The sequence below is a fragment of the Bartonella sp. MU70NMGDW genome, from assembly GCF_042194085.1.
Taxonomy (GTDB): domain Bacteria; phylum Pseudomonadota; class Alphaproteobacteria; order Rhizobiales; family Rhizobiaceae; genus Bartonella; species Bartonella grahamii.
Genome location: NZ_JBHIMK010000008.1, coordinates 1 through 16,505 on the forward strand (window position 1 = coordinate 1; position 16,505 = coordinate 16,505).

14 protein-coding genes and 1 pseudogene are annotated in these 16,505 nt (G+C 38.3%); 7 read left to right on the forward strand and 8 right to left on the reverse strand.

Going from position 1 to position 16,505, the window contains the following annotated elements; all coding sequences use genetic code 11:
* On the forward strand, nucleotides 1-471 hold a 471-nt coding region (locus ACFIKE_RS01560; RefSeq protein WP_375648240.1), incomplete at its 5' end, for a 3-methyl-2-oxobutanoate hydroxymethyltransferase.
* 513 nt (nucleotides 472-984) lie between these two features.
* Here ACFIKE_RS01560 and ACFIKE_RS01565 read toward each other — a convergent pair.
* Nucleotides 985-1,602, reverse strand: coding sequence for a YfbR-like 5'-deoxynucleotidase (locus tag ACFIKE_RS01565; RefSeq protein WP_375648241.1), 618 nt, complete (start codon nucleotides 1,600-1,602; stop codon nucleotides 985-987).
* Entirely contained in the window at nucleotides 1,595-2,467 is an 873-nt protein-coding gene (locus tag ACFIKE_RS01570; protein ID WP_375648242.1) for a YgfZ/GcvT domain-containing protein, read from the reverse strand. The genes ACFIKE_RS01565 and ACFIKE_RS01570 overlap by 8 nt, the downstream gene beginning before the upstream one ends.
* Before the next feature lie 64 nt (nucleotides 2,468-2,531).
* Here ACFIKE_RS01570 and ACFIKE_RS01575 point away from each other — a divergent pair, with 64 nt between their 5' ends.
* Entirely contained in the window at nucleotides 2,532-3,860 is a 1,329-nt protein-coding gene (locus tag ACFIKE_RS01575) for a dihydroorotase (protein WP_375648243.1), read from the forward strand.
* Between the two features lie 412 nt (nucleotides 3,861-4,272).
* Here the strand turns inward: ACFIKE_RS01575 and ACFIKE_RS01580 are convergent, their stop codons facing one another.
* Nucleotides 4,273-4,641: a TIGR02301 family protein gene (locus tag ACFIKE_RS01580; protein WP_375625865.1), complete on the reverse strand. Its 369-nt coding sequence runs from the start codon at nucleotides 4,639-4,641 to the stop codon at nucleotides 4,273-4,275.
* Nucleotides 4,642-5,140: 499 nt separating this feature from the next.
* Between ACFIKE_RS01580 and cysS the strand changes: the two genes are divergently transcribed.
* The 5 genes from cysS (at nucleotide 5,141) to pssA (ending at nucleotide 11,029) form a co-directional block, all read left to right on the forward strand.
* A complete protein-coding gene (cysS, locus tag ACFIKE_RS01585; protein WP_375648244.1) occupies nucleotides 5,141-6,649 on the forward strand; it encodes a cysteine--tRNA ligase in 1,509 nt (502 codons plus the stop codon).
* Nucleotides 6,650-6,694: 45 nt separating this feature from the next.
* A complete protein-coding gene (locus ACFIKE_RS01590) occupies nucleotides 6,695-7,366 on the forward strand; it encodes a DUF421 domain-containing protein (protein WP_375648245.1) in 672 nt (223 codons plus the stop codon).
* A 115-nt stretch (nucleotides 7,367-7,481) separates the two neighbouring features.
* On the forward strand, nucleotides 7,482-9,365 hold the full coding sequence (locus ACFIKE_RS01595; protein ID WP_375625869.1) for an ABCB family ABC transporter ATP-binding protein/permease: 1,884 nt from the start codon (nucleotides 7,482-7,484) through the stop codon (nucleotides 9,363-9,365).
* A gap of 117 nt (nucleotides 9,366-9,482) precedes the next feature.
* On the forward strand, nucleotides 9,483-10,181 hold the full coding sequence (locus ACFIKE_RS01600) for a phosphatidylserine decarboxylase (RefSeq protein ID WP_375648246.1): 699 nt from the start codon (nucleotides 9,483-9,485) through the stop codon (nucleotides 10,179-10,181).
* Between the two features lie 8 nt (nucleotides 10,182-10,189).
* Nucleotides 10,190-11,029: a CDP-diacylglycerol--serine O-phosphatidyltransferase gene (gene pssA / locus ACFIKE_RS01605; RefSeq protein ID WP_375648247.1), complete on the forward strand. Its 840-nt coding sequence runs from the start codon at nucleotides 10,190-10,192 to the stop codon at nucleotides 11,027-11,029.
* Nucleotides 11,030-11,099: 70 nt separating this feature from the next.
* On the opposite strand, the gene ACFIKE_RS01610 is transcribed toward pssA, so the two are convergent.
* The 5 genes and pseudogenes from ACFIKE_RS01610 to ACFIKE_RS01630 all read right to left on the reverse strand — a co-directional run.
* Nucleotides 11,100-11,843 (reverse strand): SDR family NAD(P)-dependent oxidoreductase, encoded by a 744-nt coding sequence (locus tag ACFIKE_RS01610; protein WP_375625024.1) that lies wholly within the window; start codon nucleotides 11,841-11,843, stop codon nucleotides 11,100-11,102.
* A gap of 2 nt (nucleotides 11,844-11,845) precedes the next feature.
* Entirely contained in the window at nucleotides 11,846-13,339 is a 1,494-nt protein-coding gene (gene purF / locus ACFIKE_RS01615) for an amidophosphoribosyltransferase (protein WP_375625023.1), read from the reverse strand.
* Nucleotides 13,340-13,414: 75 nt separating this feature from the next.
* Entirely contained in the window at nucleotides 13,415-13,996 is a 582-nt protein-coding gene (locus ACFIKE_RS01620; RefSeq protein ID WP_375648248.1) for a CvpA family protein, read from the reverse strand.
* Nucleotides 13,997-14,123: 127 nt separating this feature from the next.
* Entirely contained in the window at nucleotides 14,124-15,500 is a 1,377-nt protein-coding gene (gene radA, locus ACFIKE_RS01625) for a DNA repair protein RadA (protein WP_375648249.1), read from the reverse strand.
* Between the two features lie 6 nt (nucleotides 15,501-15,506).
* Nucleotides 15,507-16,496 (reverse strand): annotated as a pseudogene (locus ACFIKE_RS01630) (DnaB-like helicase C-terminal domain-containing protein); the annotation flags it as partial.
* Between the last annotated feature and the right edge of the window lie 9 nt (nucleotides 16,497-16,505).

Below are 16,505 nucleotides of genomic sequence, written 5' to 3' on the forward strand. Positions count from 1 at the left end.
GCAGTTAAGCTTGAAGGTGGTGTTTATATAGCGGAAACAATTGATTTTTTGTGTAAACGTGGCATTCCAGTGATGGGACACATCGGTCTTACACCCCAGGCGGTGAATCGTTTTGGTGGTTTCAAAACACAAGGACGAAAACAGAGTGATTGGCAAAGAATTGAAGCCGATGGGGCTGCAATTGAGGAGGCCGGTGCTTTTGCTATTGTTTTAGAAGGGATTGTCGAACCTTTAGCAGTAAAACTGACAGAAAAGCTTTCTATCCCTACGATCGGTATTGGTGCATCCAATCAATGCGATGGACAAGTATTGGTTATGGAAGATATGTTGGGCTATGGTGTTCATGTGCCAAAATTTGTACGCCGTTATGGAGACCTTGAACAAGCCATGGAAACTGCAATAAAGAATTATGCAGAGGATGTCACATCTCGTGCTTTCCCAGCGGATAATGAAGTTTATAAACTAAAATAAACTTCAGTTTAAGATGAAAAGTTTGATAAGGGAACATTTGTTATTTTGATAATGAAAGTGTATTATTTCATATATTTTGTATGCAATTTGAGCTGTGATTTTTTCGATTTCTTTAATGGAGTCACTCCTCTCATGCAAAACAGAACGCCATTGGGTTGCTAAGTCATGTGCTTTTTTAAAGAAAGCTTTCTTGGGGACTCAATCCTATTTCGCGACGGCGCTTGTGAATGGTATAGCGGTAAAGCCCCTGTGAAGTGTACAATTTATAGAGCGCCCCCATCTTTACGCTTCATAAGAGACATTTCAAATTCTTTCTTTAAAAGTTTTTACCCATATGCCGGTCCCACTTATGACGTACAAGAGAATGGTTTTGATTGATTCAATATAAACAGATTTGAAATGAGTGAATCTTACGATATTAGTGGCTCTCATTCAACATGAAAAAACAATGAATTATTATTATAAATCAGTGTGATGAGTCTTTAATGATAGGGAAGGAACAATGCGAAGAGTCTATAATCTTTGGGCATCCAAGGCATTGAAGCGAGTTAAAAATGCGTTTTCAATTTGTTGGGTAGAGTAGGGGTATAAATTAAGATCATCGGGTAAAATATTATTGGGAGAGCCAAAATAGCGAAGGGCTTCTTCTCTACTAAATCCAGCAAGCGTAATCGCTTCATTATATGCAGCGATACGGTCGGCTTGTTTGATTTTTTTTAAAAGTTTTTGAGAAAGATCAACGGGAAGAGAAAAGCGCATGTGGATAGCATCTTGGATGCCCTTTTCAATGCGTTCATATTGTTTTCCTATGACAGCTTTAAAGGGGGAAATCATATCGCCGATGACATATTCTGGAGCATCATGAAGAAGAGCATAAAGACATTCGTTGCTTCCCGATTGTGGAAAAAGTTTTTGAAATATTTGTTCAACCAAAAGTGAATGTTGTGCAACAGAATAGGCATGCTCCCCTCGTGTTTGACCGTTCCAACGTGCCACGCGAGAAAGTCCATGGGCAATATCTTCAATTTCAACATCAAAAGGAGAAGGGTTGAGAAGATCAAGTCGCCTTCCAGAGAGCATTCTTTGCCAAGCGCGGGCTTCTCCATTTTTTAATAATTCAGCTTTAGCCATGCGTATTTTCTATAGTATTTTCAGGAAAGGTAAAATTCATATTTTCAGCAATGCTTATAGTGACAGGAATGTTTTTTATAGTAAAGGGGATGTTATGATCCATAGCATCTTTGACGTGGTCAATACGCATTAAAGCGAGAGCCTCATTTTCTACACACGTTCCCAAGTAGCCAAGCACTTTTGTTCCTGCTTCAATGCTAGATTGAGGGGTTAATTCACACTGGCCTTTTACAATAAAAATACGGCGACGTGCTGCACGGCGATGGTGCATTCGTGAAACAATTTCTTGTCCAATATAACATCCTTTATTGAATGAGAGTCCATTGATTTGATCGTAATTAATATCATGAGGAAAGACTTTACCAACTTCATAGTCTTGATCACTTTCCGCAATTGCATAACGGATACGCAATTGATTCCATGTGTCATGATATTCTGAAGTCAAAAAAGGTTTTTTGCCATAGATTCGTATTATTTTTTCTTGTTGTGGGAAGCGTTTATCAACAAAACTTGAATCAAAATTTAAAGAATCTGATTCATTATTCAAAGAAACCGTAACAAGCTTTTGTAATGGTTGTGTAATTTCTACTTTTTTACGCAGCTTATAGAGCAACAGACGTTGGTGAAGCGTATCAGCTAAAGGCATTCTGATATCAATCAGGTAACCATTTTCTTTTTTTCCGATAAGAAAATCAGCAAGAACCTTTCCTTGTGGGGATAAAAGGGCTCCAGGGAAAAGTTCCTGTGGGCTGATTTTTTTTACATCTGTCGTGATCAGGGATTGTAGAAAATCTGTTGCTTCTTCGCCTGTAATTTGAATAAGCCCGCGGTTTTTTAAGCAAATGGCATTTTGTTTTTCAATCATGGTTCTTGCCTTTCTGCTCAAAGTTACATAATCGATAAGTGAGCAATATGTAAGGAGCGTGGCTATGTTTAAAACATTTGATACAATTTTTAAAGGTGCAACACTTGTGAATCATGATGGAAGAAGCAAGCGTGATATTGGTATTACAAATGGTCGTATTGCTGAAATAGGCAACCTTACATGTGCATCGGCTAATGAGGTCATTGATTGTACGGGGCTTCATATTTTACCAGGAATTATTGATAGCCAAGTGCATTTTCGGGAGCCAGGAAATGAATATAAGGAGGATTTGGAAAGTGGCTCGTATTCTGCTGTGTTAGGGGGTGTTACGGCGGTTTTTGAAATGCCTAATACCAATCCGTTGACAACATCAGAAGAAACATTAAGCGATAAGGTTAAGCGCGGATTTCATCGAATGCATTGTGATTTTGCATTTTGGGTTGGAGGAACGCGTGAAAATGCCCATGAACTCTCTGAGTTAGAAAGACTTCCTGGTGCGGCTGGAATTAAAGTCTTTATGGGGTCCTCTACCGGTGATCTTTTGGTTGATGATGATGAAAGTGTACGCCTTATTTTGAAGAATACACGCCGTCGTGCAGCTTTTCATTCTGAAGATGAGGCGAGGCTTCAAGAGCGTAAAATATTGCGTATTGAAGGGGATGCATCATCACATCCGATTTGGCGTGATGAAATTGCGGCATTAAAATGTACGCAGCGTTTGGTAAAAATTGCCCATGAGACGAAAGCACGGATTCATGTGTTACATCTTTCGACAGAAGAAGAAATTGATTTTCTAAAAAAACATAAGGATGTTGCAACAATTGAAGTGACACAACATCATTTGACTCTCACGGCTGATGATTATAAGAAGTTTGGTACATTAATTCAGATGAATCCGCCTATTCGTGAATTGCGCCACCGTGAAGCTCTTTGGTATGGTGTTCAACAAGGAATTATTGATGTTTTAGGCTCAGATCATGCGCCTCATACCCTTGAAGAAAAACTTCAACCTTATCCCTCTTCACCTTCAGGAATGACAGGGGTGCAAACAACAGCAGCAATTATGTTGACACATGTGAATGAAGGAAAAATATCTCTTGAACGTTTTGTTGATCTCACTTCACATGGCCCTAGTCGTATTTTTGGTATAAGCTGTAAAGGGCGCATTGCTGTTGGGTATGATGCTGATTTAACCATTGTTGATCTTAAGAGAGAAGAAATTATTACGAATAGCTTAATTGGTTCGCGTGCCGGTTGGACACCTTATGATGGTCAAAAAGTTAAAGGTTGGCCTGTTGGGACTATTATCCGTGGTATGCGCGTTATGTGGGAAGGTGAAATTGTCACACCTTCACAAGGAGAGCCTGTTAAATTTATGGAAAATTTGGTGTAAACAGATTAAAAAGTGTGTCGTAAAATATCATCTTTTAGAGTGATGATATAGGGTATGTCAGCCTCTTTGGCACATAAGTATTTTTTTATGCGTGGTGAATATTCTTAGGCTTATTTGTAGAAACTATGAAGCAAATTACATGAGTGGGAAGCCAAGAGGAATCTTGTTCAACAAGAACCTAGATTATTTACAGAAAAAATTTAGTTAACAATCTTCATCCTTTGAGGTGTGGGGAGGAAGCCAAAGAACGATTTTGTATGGGAAGAAGGCGCTCATACGAATAAAAGCGTATCGAGACATTATTTTTTAAAAGTCTCTCTATTTTCAGAGCTGGTTTATTGCTCTCCGCATTTGTGAGAGGAATATCATTGATATCGCTAAAATTGAGAGAGATACTTTTTGTATAGATTAATTATTTATAATGCATGAGGAGGTTTTCAGATAAAATTCTTCCTTCCTCAATGTATCTTTGATTGGCTTCAATGGCTGCTTGTGTACAATGATGATAATTTTCTGAGAAAGCACGATACGCTTCATTAAACGCTTCATAAAAATAAGCACGTCTTTGTGGAATGGGGTGTTCTGCTTCAATCAGTGCATTCATATAATCATACCATTGGTTTGTTGGAGGATCGCAAAGATTTTGGAGAGAATGCAATGATCCTAAAATTTCTGCTAGTCGGAGTAATTTTCTTTCATAAGGTGGAGATTGTTGCGCAAAGGTTGGCATTGAAATGACAAGAAATATTAAAATAATGATGTTCATCAATCTATTACGCATTATTTTTATTGCTTTCTTTGAATAAAACTCTGTACAGATGAAATAATTTTGTCATGAGAACTGTGTAAAAAAATAGAGTTAATTGCTACATTATTCTCAATTATTGATTATAAAATATAGGGCGTAAGAGGCAGTAAGGAACCCATTGTGGAATATTGAAAATACTGACGAAGCTTTGTGTGGTTAAAAATTTAAGATTTGCTTCCTGAAAGCTATCTATTTTTCACATAGATTTATATTGTATTGCCTATAGAACTTTTTCTAAGCTCGTTTTCTTTAAGGAGGAAAAGCATCTCTAATGATAGAATGCTTTTGTTCAATCAAATAAAATAGATTGTTTTTATGATAAATGATGAATACAGCCGTGAATACTAGTGGGAAAATGGTAAGAAGAATTTACTATAAGATAAAAGTTTTGAGCCTAAACCGCGTAATACGATAAGTTGAGATAAGATACATCTAAAAGGAGCGGTGCATAGTATCGTCCATGGAGTCAATAATGAGAGAGTTGCGATTTTATAATACGCTGACACGTAAAAAAGAAAATTTTACACCAATAGATCCGACAAGAGTACGTCTTTATGTTTGTGGTCCGACAGTTTATGATTATGCGCATATAGGAAATGCACGCCCTGTCATTGTTTTTGATATTTTATTTCGTTTATTGCGTCATGTTTATGGCAATGAGCATGTTCTATATGCGCGTAATATTACAGATGTTGATGATAAAATTAATGCACGAGCAGCTTTTGAATATCCAAACTTGTCATTGAATGACGCCATTCGTCAATTAACAGAACGTACATATTTCCAGTTTCAACAAGATACAATAGCACTTGGTTGTCTATTACCAACCAGTCAGCCGCGCGCAACCGAGCATTTAGAGGAAATGCGCTCTTTAATTAAAAGATTGCTTGAAAAGGGGCACGCTTATAAAGCGGAAAATCATATATTATTTTCTGTAAGTAGCATAAAAAATCCTCCCCACTATGGGGCATTTGCAAATCGTTCTTTAGATGAAATGAGGGCGGGGGCGCGTATTGATGTTGCTGCTTATAAAAGGGAAGAGATGGATTTTGTTTTATGGAAACCTTCTGTGGAAGGGGAGCCAGGTTGGGAATCGCCGGCCGGAATTCCTGTTTTAGGTCGTCCAGGTTGGCATATTGAATGTTCTGCGATGTCAATGGCAAAGTTATTAGCGCCCTATGGCGGTGGTTTAACTTGTGATGATCCAACCGCGAATGTTTTTGATATCCATGGTGGTGGACTTGATTTAATTTTTCCTCATCATGAAAACGAGATTGCACAAAGTTGTTCAGCTTTTGGGACGGAGCGAATGGCAAATTTTTGGATGCATAATGGTTTTTTACAAGTTGAAGGAAAAAAGATGTCGAAAAGCTTTGGCAATTTCATAACTATTCGTTCTGTTTTAGAGAATAACTTTTGGGAGTTTAATGGTATTTTAACCGATGAAATGAAGAAAAATTGGGCTGGTTTGTCTGCGCGTTTTTCGATGTTGCAAACGCATTATCGTGAACCATTAAATTGGACAGCGCAGCGTTTAATACAATCGAGCAGCGAACTGTATCGTTGGTATGAATTGCTTCGCAGCAAAAAAAGTGAGATGGAAAACAATGAAGCAATTAATGATACTTTGATAGATGCACTCAGTGATGATCTTAATACTCCAAAAGCACTGACTCTTTTGCGAAAGTTTTATAAAGAAGGGAATGCGTTGGCTCTTGCTAATGGGATGAATTTATTAGGACTGTTACGACAAGAATGGATTAAAGAAATAGACTGCCCATTATTTATAAAAAAAACTTTTCTTGATTCAAAATTTATTGATCAACGTATTGCTGAAAGACTACGACTTATCCATAATAAAGAGTGGGAAGCAGCGGATACAATTCGTGATGAGCTTGCAGCTGAGGGGATTCTTTTAAAAGACTGTAAGGATCCGCAGAGTGGTGAGCGCATAACTGTGTGGGAAATAAAACGATTTTAATTTTCCTATTCCAGCAGCTTACATAAATAAAGGGAGGAAAGTTTGATGGAATTTTTATATCATTATGGATATATCGCGCTTAAGCTGGCTGTAGGTCTTGTTGCCTTCTTGTTTATTTTAAGAACAACAGGACGGGGGAGTCTTAGTCAGATGACACCAGTTGATTTGGTCAGTAATTTTGTTATGGGAGGTATTATTGGCGGAGTTATTTATAATCAGAATATTAGTAGCATTCAATTATTGCTTGTTTTACTCATCTGGCAAACCTTGATTACATCTTTTAATTTTTTTGCACGCTATTCAGTTTTTTTTCGTCGTCTTATCGCGGGGCGGAATATTACATTAGTTTTAGATGGGGTTTTCCAAATAGATAAGATTAAGAACTTAGGGATCAATGTTAATGATCTCATTACGATGTTACGTCTTAAAGGGTGTCACTTACATGAAGCCGCTTTTGTTCGTTTGGAAACCAATGGTGATTTCACTGTCATTAAAAAGGAAGAGGGGAAGAAATCGACGATTTTAATAGAAAATGGTGAAGTTATTGATGATGGACTTAAAGAGATTGGTAAAACAAAAAAGTGGCTTCATGCAGAATTGAAAAAAAAACATGTAAAAGTTGAAAATTTATTTGCAGCAGAGTGGTATGAAAATACAGATCAAAATAATAAATTGTATAGTGGATTATTTCTTGTTCCTTGTTCAAAAACAGTCTAACTTCAAACAACGAGTAGGTATAGCTTATTGGAAGCGTAATGAAGAGATAAATCTATAAACAACCACGGGGGGTATTTTGCCTTTTTCGTGTGGATGATAGAGAAGTAAGGACTTTATGAAACGCAATGAAATGACAAAAACTGTATCATCAGATACAGGGAGAACTCTGCACACACTTTACAATTTATGGCCCTATATGTGGCCAGTAGGTCGGCGTGATCTAAAAATACGTGTGCTATGGGCAATATTTTATCTTGTTTTGGCTAAGCTCGTTCTCATATCTGTACCGTATTTCTTTAAATATTCTACGAATGTGCTTGATTCAAGCTTTCAGCTACCTGAATGGTTCCCATCCAGTTTGATTATTCCCATCATGCTCGTTTTGGCATATAATGTCGCACGTATTATGCAGGCTGGATTAAATCAATTACGCGATTCTCTTTTTGCCACTGTTGGTCAATATGCTGTTCGTCAATTGGCTTATAAAACCTTTGTACATATGCATGAGTTATCCTTGCGATTTCATTTGGAACGCCGAACTGGTGGGCTTTCTCGTGTGATTGAGCGTGGTACAAAAGGAATTGAAGCGATCGTAAGATTTTCAATTCTGAACACAGTACCGACAGTTCTAGAGTTTATATTAACAGCACTTGTATTTTACATAAGTTATGGGTGGCATTATCTTCTCATCGTTGTTGCAACGGTTGGATTATATATCTTGTTTACCATTAAGGCGAGTGATTGGCGCATTCGTATTCGGCAACAAATGAATACAGCAGATACTGAGGCCAATACGCGTGCTGTTGATTCTCTTTTGAATTTTGAAACGGTGAAATATTTTGGCAATGAAACTCTAGAAGCCGATCGATTTGATGCTTCTATGGTAGGTTATGAAAAAGCCGCAACAAAGATTTGGACATCGTTAAGCTGGCTTAATTTTGGTCAGGCTCTTATCTTTGGTATTGGAATGACGATCATGATGCTGATGTCAGCTTATGAAGTTTTTTATAAAACACAAACTTTGGGTGATTTTGTTTTTATTAATGCACTTTTAATGCAACTTTCCATTCCACTGAATTTTATTGGTTCAATTTATCGTGATATTCGACAAGGTTTAACGGATATTGAAGCAATGTTTGATCTTTTAGATGTTCAGAAGGAGATCGTTGATAAATCGGATGCTAAACCGTTAGAGATAAGCGATGGGACCATTCGTTTTCATCAGGTAAAGTTTTCCTATGATTCGACACGTCAGATTCTCAGAGATATTGATTTTGAAGTTCCTGGAGGAAAAACAGTCGCCATTGTCGGTCCATCTGGTGCAGGTAAATCAACTATTTCTCGGTTGCTTTTTCGGTTTTATGATGTTGACGCGGGTTCTATCACAATTGACGGGCAGGATATTCGTGACGTAACACAAAAGAGTTTGCGTGAAGCGATAGGCATGGTCCCACAAGATACAGTGTTATTTAATGATACAATTGCCTATAATATTTGCTATGGGCGTCCAAGTGCTACAGATGAAGAAATGCGCAAAGCTGCTGAAATGGCACAAATATCAAAATTTATTGAAATTTTACCGGAAGGTTTTCAGTCTATGGTAGGAGAGCGAGGTCTCAAATTATCAGGTGGTGAAAAACAACGTGTGGCTATTGCACGGACACTTTTAAAAGCCCCCCCACTTCTTATCCTAGATGAAGCAACATCGGCTCTTGATACGGCAACGGAACAGGAAATTCAACAAGCATTGGATATTGTAAGCCGTGGACGTACAACATTGATTATTGCTCACCGTCTTTCTACTGTTATCAATGCTGATGAAATTTTGGTTCTTAAAAGTGGTCGTATTATTGAAAATGGGGCGCATACAGAGCTTTTACGCAAGAAAGGTTTATATGCTTCAATGTGGAATAAGCAGCTTGAAGCATCGAAAGCTGAAGAAAAATTACGTAAAATACGTGAAGAAGATGAGACGAGTGTTGTTAATCGTAAAAAATAAATAGGGCAAAATGTAATCTATATCTTTATATGGAGTGATTGATTAAATACATAAAAAGATACAAGAGGAACAAAAAGATTTGTTGCTTGTTTAAGTTTACGATGAATAGGAAATTATATGAGTATTCTGCAATCTTTCCATAATAGCTTTGTACCGGTTCATAAAGAGGGTTATCCTTTTATTGTAGCGTTTTTTGTTATTTCGCTCATTCTTGGTTGGATATGGAGTCCGTTGTTTTGGTTTGGTCTCATTCTCACGGTGTGGTGTATATACTTTTTCCGTGATCCAGATCGTGTGATCCCTTTGAATTCAAATTGGGTTATGTCGCCTGCCGATGGGCGTATTTCATTTGTGGAATCATGTGTTCCACCTGAAGAATTAGGATTAGGGAAAGATGAAATGATCCGTATTTCCATTTTTATGGATATTTTTTCATGCCATATTAATCGTATTCCTATCAGTGGTACAGTAGAGTCTATCGTTTATCATCCAGGTCGATTTACCAATGCTGAGTTTGATAAAGCTAGCCAGTTTAATGAGCGTAATGGGATGGTAATTGATAGCAAACATGGTAAAATCGGTATCGTACAAATAGCGGGAATGGTTGCACGCCGGATTGTTTGTTGGTCAAAAGAAAACGATGCCGTTATGACTGGTGAGCGATTTGGATTGATTCGTTTTGGTTCTCGCCTTGATATTTATATACCAACTGAAATGAAATTGCGTGTTGCAGTTGGACAGACAGCAATTGCTGGAGAAACAGTTTTGGGTTCTTTTGATGATAAGAGTGCCACAACGGACTTCAGATACGATTAGGACTCACAATGAAAAATTTTTCGCCATTTTCTTCATTCAATCCTGAGGGGCAGCATGATGATGTTGCAAGTCGGCGGCGTTCACCTACATCAATGCGGTATGTCATTCCCAATATCATTACTATTTTAGCAATTTGTGCAGGGATGAGCAGCATTCGTTTGGCTTTTGAACATCGCTATGAAGCTGCTATTTTAATGGTGCTTTTGGCCGCAGTTTTAGATGGTGCTGATGGTCGCATTGCCCGTTTAATAGATGGTAGTTCATCTTTTGGGGCACAGATGGATTCTCTTGCTGATGTTATAAATTTTGGTGTTACCCCTGCACTTATTGTTTATTCCTTTATCTTGAATCAAGCAAATCACATTGGTTGGGTTGCAGCCCTTGTTTATTGTGTTGCTTGTTGTTTGCGATTAGCACGTTTTAATGTGATGTTGGATAACACCAATATACCTAAGTGGCAGAAAAGTTATTTTGTTGGTGTTCCAGCACCAGCAGGAGCATTACTCCTTTTATTGCCTACCTATTTAGGCGCTCTTGGTTTGGTCCCCAATTGGGGGTGGGCATTATTTTTTAGTCTTTATACTGTAATTATTGCTTTTCTTTTGATTAGTCGTTTACCAGTATGGAATGCAAAAACAATTGATCAAAATTTAAGGCGCGATATCGTTATACCATGCATGTTGGTTATTGTTATTTATGTCGGTTTTCTTGCGACTTACACATGGAAAACTTTATTGATTACAGCTGTTAGCTATATGATTTTTCTCCCCTGTAGTTTTATCGCTTATAGTAAACGTGCTACTTTAGAAGAGAAAAAGGCTGATGCTAAAGCTATCCAAGAATCATAAAGTGTTTCATTCTTCTGTTGAGAAGCACAGGAAAAAGAGAGAATCAAACGATTTACTTCTCCGATGATGATCAGTCAGGTACATGATAATCTACAAACCGATTTTTATGGACATTAAAGAGTTTTCCAGTTTCTTTTAAATCAGGTGATAACAAATGTACTATCTTTTTTGCAACCTCTTGTGGTGAAGGGAGAGTTTGTGGATCTTCACCGGGCATAGCTTCAGCGCGCATGGCAGTGCGTGTGGCACCAGGGTTGACACAATTAATCTTAATAGGGGTTTGTTTGAGTTCTTCTGCCCAACAGCGGGCAATCATCTCTAAAGCCGCTTTAGAGGCTGCATAAGCTCCCCAGAAAGGGCGCGCAGCATGCGCAACGCTTGAGGATAACAGAATGGCTCGTCCAGCATCAGATTCTCGTAATAAAGGCTCAACAGCTTTCATTAAGCGCCATTGGCTGAAAAGATTTATTTGAAAAACATCTTCAAATACCGTGTTTTCTATATGCGCTATTGGTGAGAGTGTTCCAAGGATTCCTGCGTTTGCAACGATAATATCAAGTTTTTTCCAGCGTTTGGCAATTGAGATAGCAAGAGTATCGATGTTTTCCATATGATGCAAGTCAAGGGGAACAAGGGTTGCATGAGCCCCTTTTTCTTGGATCTGATTATCTAATTCAGTAAGTCCACTGACTGTTCGTGCAAGAGCAATAATATGAGCGCCGCGTGTAGCAAGCTCGAGTGCCAAATAATAACCAATTCCTCTTGATGCGCCAGTAACAAGTGCAACACGCCCATGGAGACTAAATTTTGTCATCATTAATCTCTTGTTCTAAGAACAGATGATTGATGAGTTTTGGAGAGGTTTTCTTGATCAACCAGCTGCGTAGGATAATATCCAGTAAAATAATGGTCAGTAAATTGTGGATCGGCATTATTCCGTTTTTCTCCTGCTACAGCAAGATATAATCCATCCGTTGAAAGAAATTCTAATGAATCCGCTCCAATAAAATCACACATAGATTTTAAATCTGGATATTGATTTGCTAAAAGGCTTTCAACTTTAGGTGTATCAATACCATAAAAGTCGGGATAGAAAATCATAGGGCTAGAAATGCGCATATGAACTTCTTTTGCTCCTGCATCACGGAGCATTCGCACAATTTTAAGAGATGTTGTTCCACGTACAATAGAGTCATCAACAAGAATAACACGTTTTCTTTCAATCACAGGACGGTTTGCAGAATGTTTTAATTTGACACCAAAAGCACGAATTTGTTGTGTTGGTTCGATAAAAGTGCGACCAACATAGTGATTACGAATAATACCAAGCTCGAAGGGAATTCCAATTTCTTGTGCATAGCCAATTGCAGCAGGAGTTCCTCCATCAGGAACAGGAACCACAACATCACCCTCACAAGGGGCTTCCTGTGCTAAACGGATTCCCATATTTTTGCGTGTTGCATAGACACTACGCCCTCCAACGATCGAGTCCGGTCGGGCAAAATAAACATATTCAAACAAGCAAAGTTTTTCTGGTTTTTCATTTTTTGGTTTTATAATTTTTTTAGTAATTTCCCCATTTTTTTGTATTTCACATATGATGATTTCCCCATTTTTAACATCACGGACATACTTTGCTCCAATAATATCAAGAGCACAAGTTTCAGAACAAAAAATAGGCTTACCATCAAGTTCCCCCATCACGAGGGGTCTAATCCCTGTTGGATCGCGTGCAGCAATAAGCTTTGTACGCGTGAGCGCTAACATAGCATATCCACCTTCTACTTGCCGAATTGCATCAACAAAACGATCAGAGGACGATTCATAACGTGAGCGGGCAATAAGATGAAGAAAAACTTCTGAATCTGATGTTGATTGACAGATAGCTCCAGAAGCGATGAGTTCACGGCGTAATGTAAGACCATTGGTAAGATTACCATTATGAGCAATAGCAATGCCTCCAGCTTTCAACTCAGCAAAAAGGGGTTGAACATTGCGTAATGCTACTTCTCCAGTTGTTGAATAACGGGTATGTCCAATAGCGCGATTTCCTGGTAAGCGTGCAAGTGTTGTAGGATTGGTATAGTGATCACCAACAAGACCTAAATGCTTTTCTTGATGAAACATTTTATTATGGTAGGAAACAATACCAGCCGCTTCTTGCCCACGATGCTGAAGTGCGTGGAGTCCAAGAGCTGTTAATGTTGCTGCATCTTCATGCCCAAGAATACCAAAAACGCCACATTCTTCATGAAGGGTATCATCATCTAATGAAAATTCTTGACAGAAAACATCGCTTTTTATCATCATATTCTTTCAGTTGTGATATGGAGGAATCATTAATATCACATTTTACATCATTTAGTTCTCTTTCCTCATGAAAAACTATTCTCTATTTTCTAAAATTATCTTTTCATGAGAGTGTTGCTCATACGTATGTTTATTGCTGTTTTTAAACAAATTTTCTGTCTTTTCGAGAACAGATCCAATATCTTTTGGGAGTATTTCCCAAACTTTTTGTCCCAATGAATCTAAAATAGGCCTTGTTTTTGCATTTTTTAACCAATTCGCTTGAAGCTCGGGTTTAATCAGTGCATTAATCAGCAACATACCGATGACCATGATAAGTAAACCGCGAAGTGCTCCAAAAATAAAACCAATAGCACGGTCAAGAATACCAATTCGACTATCAATAATAAAATCAGAGATCTTCATTGTAATAATTGAAGTAATAATGAGAACAATAATAAAAATCGTGACCAATGTTGTGATCAATGCAATCATTTTATTAGAGAGATAGTGTTCAAAGAAAGGTAAGACAGGCTTGAATAAAAACAGTGTCGTAATAGCTGCAACTGCCCAAGAAATCAACGATAACACTTCACGTGAAAACCCTCGAAGCATAGCAAGAAAAGCGGACAACAGGATGATTACTACGACAATTCCATCAAGGATTGTTATGATCATTTGTTTGTTCCTTATACATAAAGTTGTGTTCTTCTAAGTCTATGTGCAAATATATTTTTTGTTCTTATAGCAAGGATCTTTTGTATTTTATAGAGTTTTTTCTATATTATCATATCTATGGTGCAGATCATTTTTTACTTACGGTAAGAGTAGCAACGAGTTCCGGAAGGTCGGAGAAAGTTTTTTGTTGAAAATTGAGCGACTTCATCATTTCGGTTGTTGTTGTGGGATGAAATGCTCCTTGAAAGCCGAGTTTTTTTGCTTCATTGATGCGCTGTGCTGAATGTGAAACAGCGCGGGTAGCTCCTGAAAGACTGACTTCACCAAAATATACATAATCCGTTGGCAATGCGATATTGGCAAGAGAGGATACCAAAGCAGCGGCTACAGCTAAATCAGCAGCGGGTTCTGATATGCGATATCCACCTGCCACGTTCAGATAGACATCATGCTGTCCAAAACGAATGCCGCAATGGGCTTCTAAAACGGCAAGAATCATAGAAAGACGATTTCCATCCCATCCGACAACCGCACGTCTTGGTGTCCCAAGGGAAGAAGGAGCAACAAGCGCTTGAATTTCTACGAGTATCGGGCGTGTCCCTTCCATTCCCGCAAAAACAGCAGCACCTGGAGCTTTTTCATTACGTTCTCCTAAAAACAATTCGGATGGATTTATCACTTCGCGTAATCCTTTATCAGACATTTCAAAGACACCAATTTCATCTGTTGGTCCGAAGCGATTTTTTACAGTTCTAAGAATGCGATAATGATGTCCTCCTTCACCCTCAAAATAGAGAACGGCATCAACCATATGTTCAACAACTCGAGGACCAGCAATTTGCCCATCTTTTGTAACATGACCAACAAGAACAACGGCGGTTCCCGTTTTTTTGGCAAAGCGGATCATTGCTTGAGCACCGATACGTACTTGTGTGACAGTGCCGGGTGATGAATCTGCTGTATCTGACCATAGGGTTTGAATTGAATCGATAATCACCATATCAAGGTTTTTATGTTCGCTTAAGGTTGCCAGAATATCTTCAACATTGGTTTCAGCAGCAAGTTTCACCTCTGTATTGTTAGCTTCAAGCCTTTGCGCGCGCAGACAAATTTGCGCAATAGCCTCTTCACCTGAAACATAGATGACATTATATCCTTTGCGTGATAAAGCAGCAGCTGTTTGTGTCAGCAATGTTGATTTACCAATACCCGGATCACCTCCAACAAGGAGTGCTGATCCACGGACAAAGCCCCCACCGGTAACACGATCAAGTTCAGCAATACCAGAATGAATACGTGGAGTATCTTCGATATTTCCAGAAAGAGATGTGAGTGTGACAATGCGTCCTTTACGAGCATTCTGTTTAGGACCACTTCCTATGCCGCCATTTATAGTTTCTTCGATAAGGGAATTCCATTCTCCACAAGCACTACATTTTCCCGCCCAACGAGAATGGACAGTTCCACAATTTTGACAGATAAATTGAATACGATTACGCGCCATGTTAATTTAACCAATTTTCTCTGGAAGATAATCAATATCTTCCAGGTCACTGAATCGTGTGAAAGAAGACTGAAAGGCAAGGGGCACGATTCCTGTCGGTCCATGACGTTGTTTTGCAACAATAACATCAGCTTTTCCAAAAACTTTGTCCATTGTCTCTATCCATTTCATATGTTCAAGGCTACCGAACTTTGGTTCTTCATTTTTGAGATAATATTCTTCACGATAGACAAATAAAACGATGTCGGCATCTTGCTCAATAGAACCAAATCCACCTAAATCTAAAAGTTTTGGGCGTTTATCTGTTCTGTTTTCAACTTGATGTGAAAGTTGTGAAAGAGCAATAATAGGGATATTTAATTCTTTAGCTAATGCTTTTAATTCTGAAGTGATTTCTTGAATACGATATTCAGATGTGTATTTTAAATCACTTGTCATGAGTTGGATATAATCAATAATTAAGACATCCAAACCATGTTTTTGCTTGAGACGCCGAGCACGGGCAGCCAGTTGTGAAACTGATATTCCCCCAGTTTGATCAATATAAAGTGGTGCCTTTTGTAGTTGGTTCACCGCACGAATAATTTTTGAAAATTGTTCATCTGAGATATTACCACGCCGAATATCAGAAGAAGAGACTTCTGTTTGTTCAGAAATAATACGGGTTGCAAGCTGTTCGGATGACATCTCAAGTGAGAAGAAACCTACAATACCCCCTTCATTTTCTTGGATATTGGCATTACGATTATAAGCATTAGCAATATTAAAGGCAATATTGGTAGCCAGTGAGGTTTTTCCCATACCAGGGCGTCCTGCAAGGATAATTAAGTCAGATGCTTGTAATCCTCCCATTTTTTCATCAAGTGTTTGAATGTGAGTTGCTATCCCTGATATTTGCGAAGAGCGTTTTTTTGCAGCACCTGCTATATCAATAACTCTTTTGATAGCTTCATCAAGACTGTCAAATCCACTATCGCAGTCTTCTTTTTTTTCTAGCATAATTAT

Coding starts and splice junctions, on each gene's coding strand:
- ACFIKE_RS01565 (WP_375648241.1), bottom strand. CDS start 1,602: ATGGCTAAAGCTGAATTATTAAAAAATGGAGAAGCCCGCGCTTGGCAA.
- ACFIKE_RS01570 (WP_375648242.1), bottom strand. CDS start 2,467: ATGATTGAAAAACAAAATGCCATTTGCTTAAAAAACCGCGGGCTTATT.
- ACFIKE_RS01575 (WP_375648243.1), top strand. CDS start 2,532: ATGTTTAAAACATTTGATACAATTTTTAAAGGTGCAACACTTGTGAAT.
- ACFIKE_RS01580 (WP_375625865.1), bottom strand. CDS start 4,641: ATGCGTAATAGATTGATGAACATCATTATTTTAATATTTCTTGTCATT.
- cysS (WP_375648244.1), top strand. CDS start 5,141: ATGAGAGAGTTGCGATTTTATAATACGCTGACACGTAAAAAAGAAAAT.
- ACFIKE_RS01590 (WP_375648245.1), top strand. CDS start 6,695: ATGGAATTTTTATATCATTATGGATATATCGCGCTTAAGCTGGCTGTA.
- ACFIKE_RS01595 (WP_375625869.1), top strand. CDS start 7,482: ATGAAACGCAATGAAATGACAAAAACTGTATCATCAGATACAGGGAGA.
- ACFIKE_RS01600 (WP_375648246.1), top strand. CDS start 9,483: ATGAGTATTCTGCAATCTTTCCATAATAGCTTTGTACCGGTTCATAAA.
- pssA (WP_375648247.1), top strand. CDS start 10,190: ATGAAAAATTTTTCGCCATTTTCTTCATTCAATCCTGAGGGGCAGCAT.
- ACFIKE_RS01610 (WP_375625024.1), bottom strand. CDS start 11,843: ATGACAAAATTTAGTCTCCATGGGCGTGTTGCACTTGTTACTGGCGCA.
- purF (WP_375625023.1), bottom strand. CDS start 13,339: ATGATGATAAAAAGCGATGTTTTCTGTCAAGAATTTTCATTAGATGAT.
- ACFIKE_RS01620 (WP_375648248.1), bottom strand. CDS start 13,996: ATGATCATAACAATCCTTGATGGAATTGTCGTAGTAATCATCCTGTTG.
- radA (WP_375648249.1), bottom strand. CDS start 15,500: ATGGCGCGTAATCGTATTCAATTTATCTGTCAAAATTGTGGAACTGTC.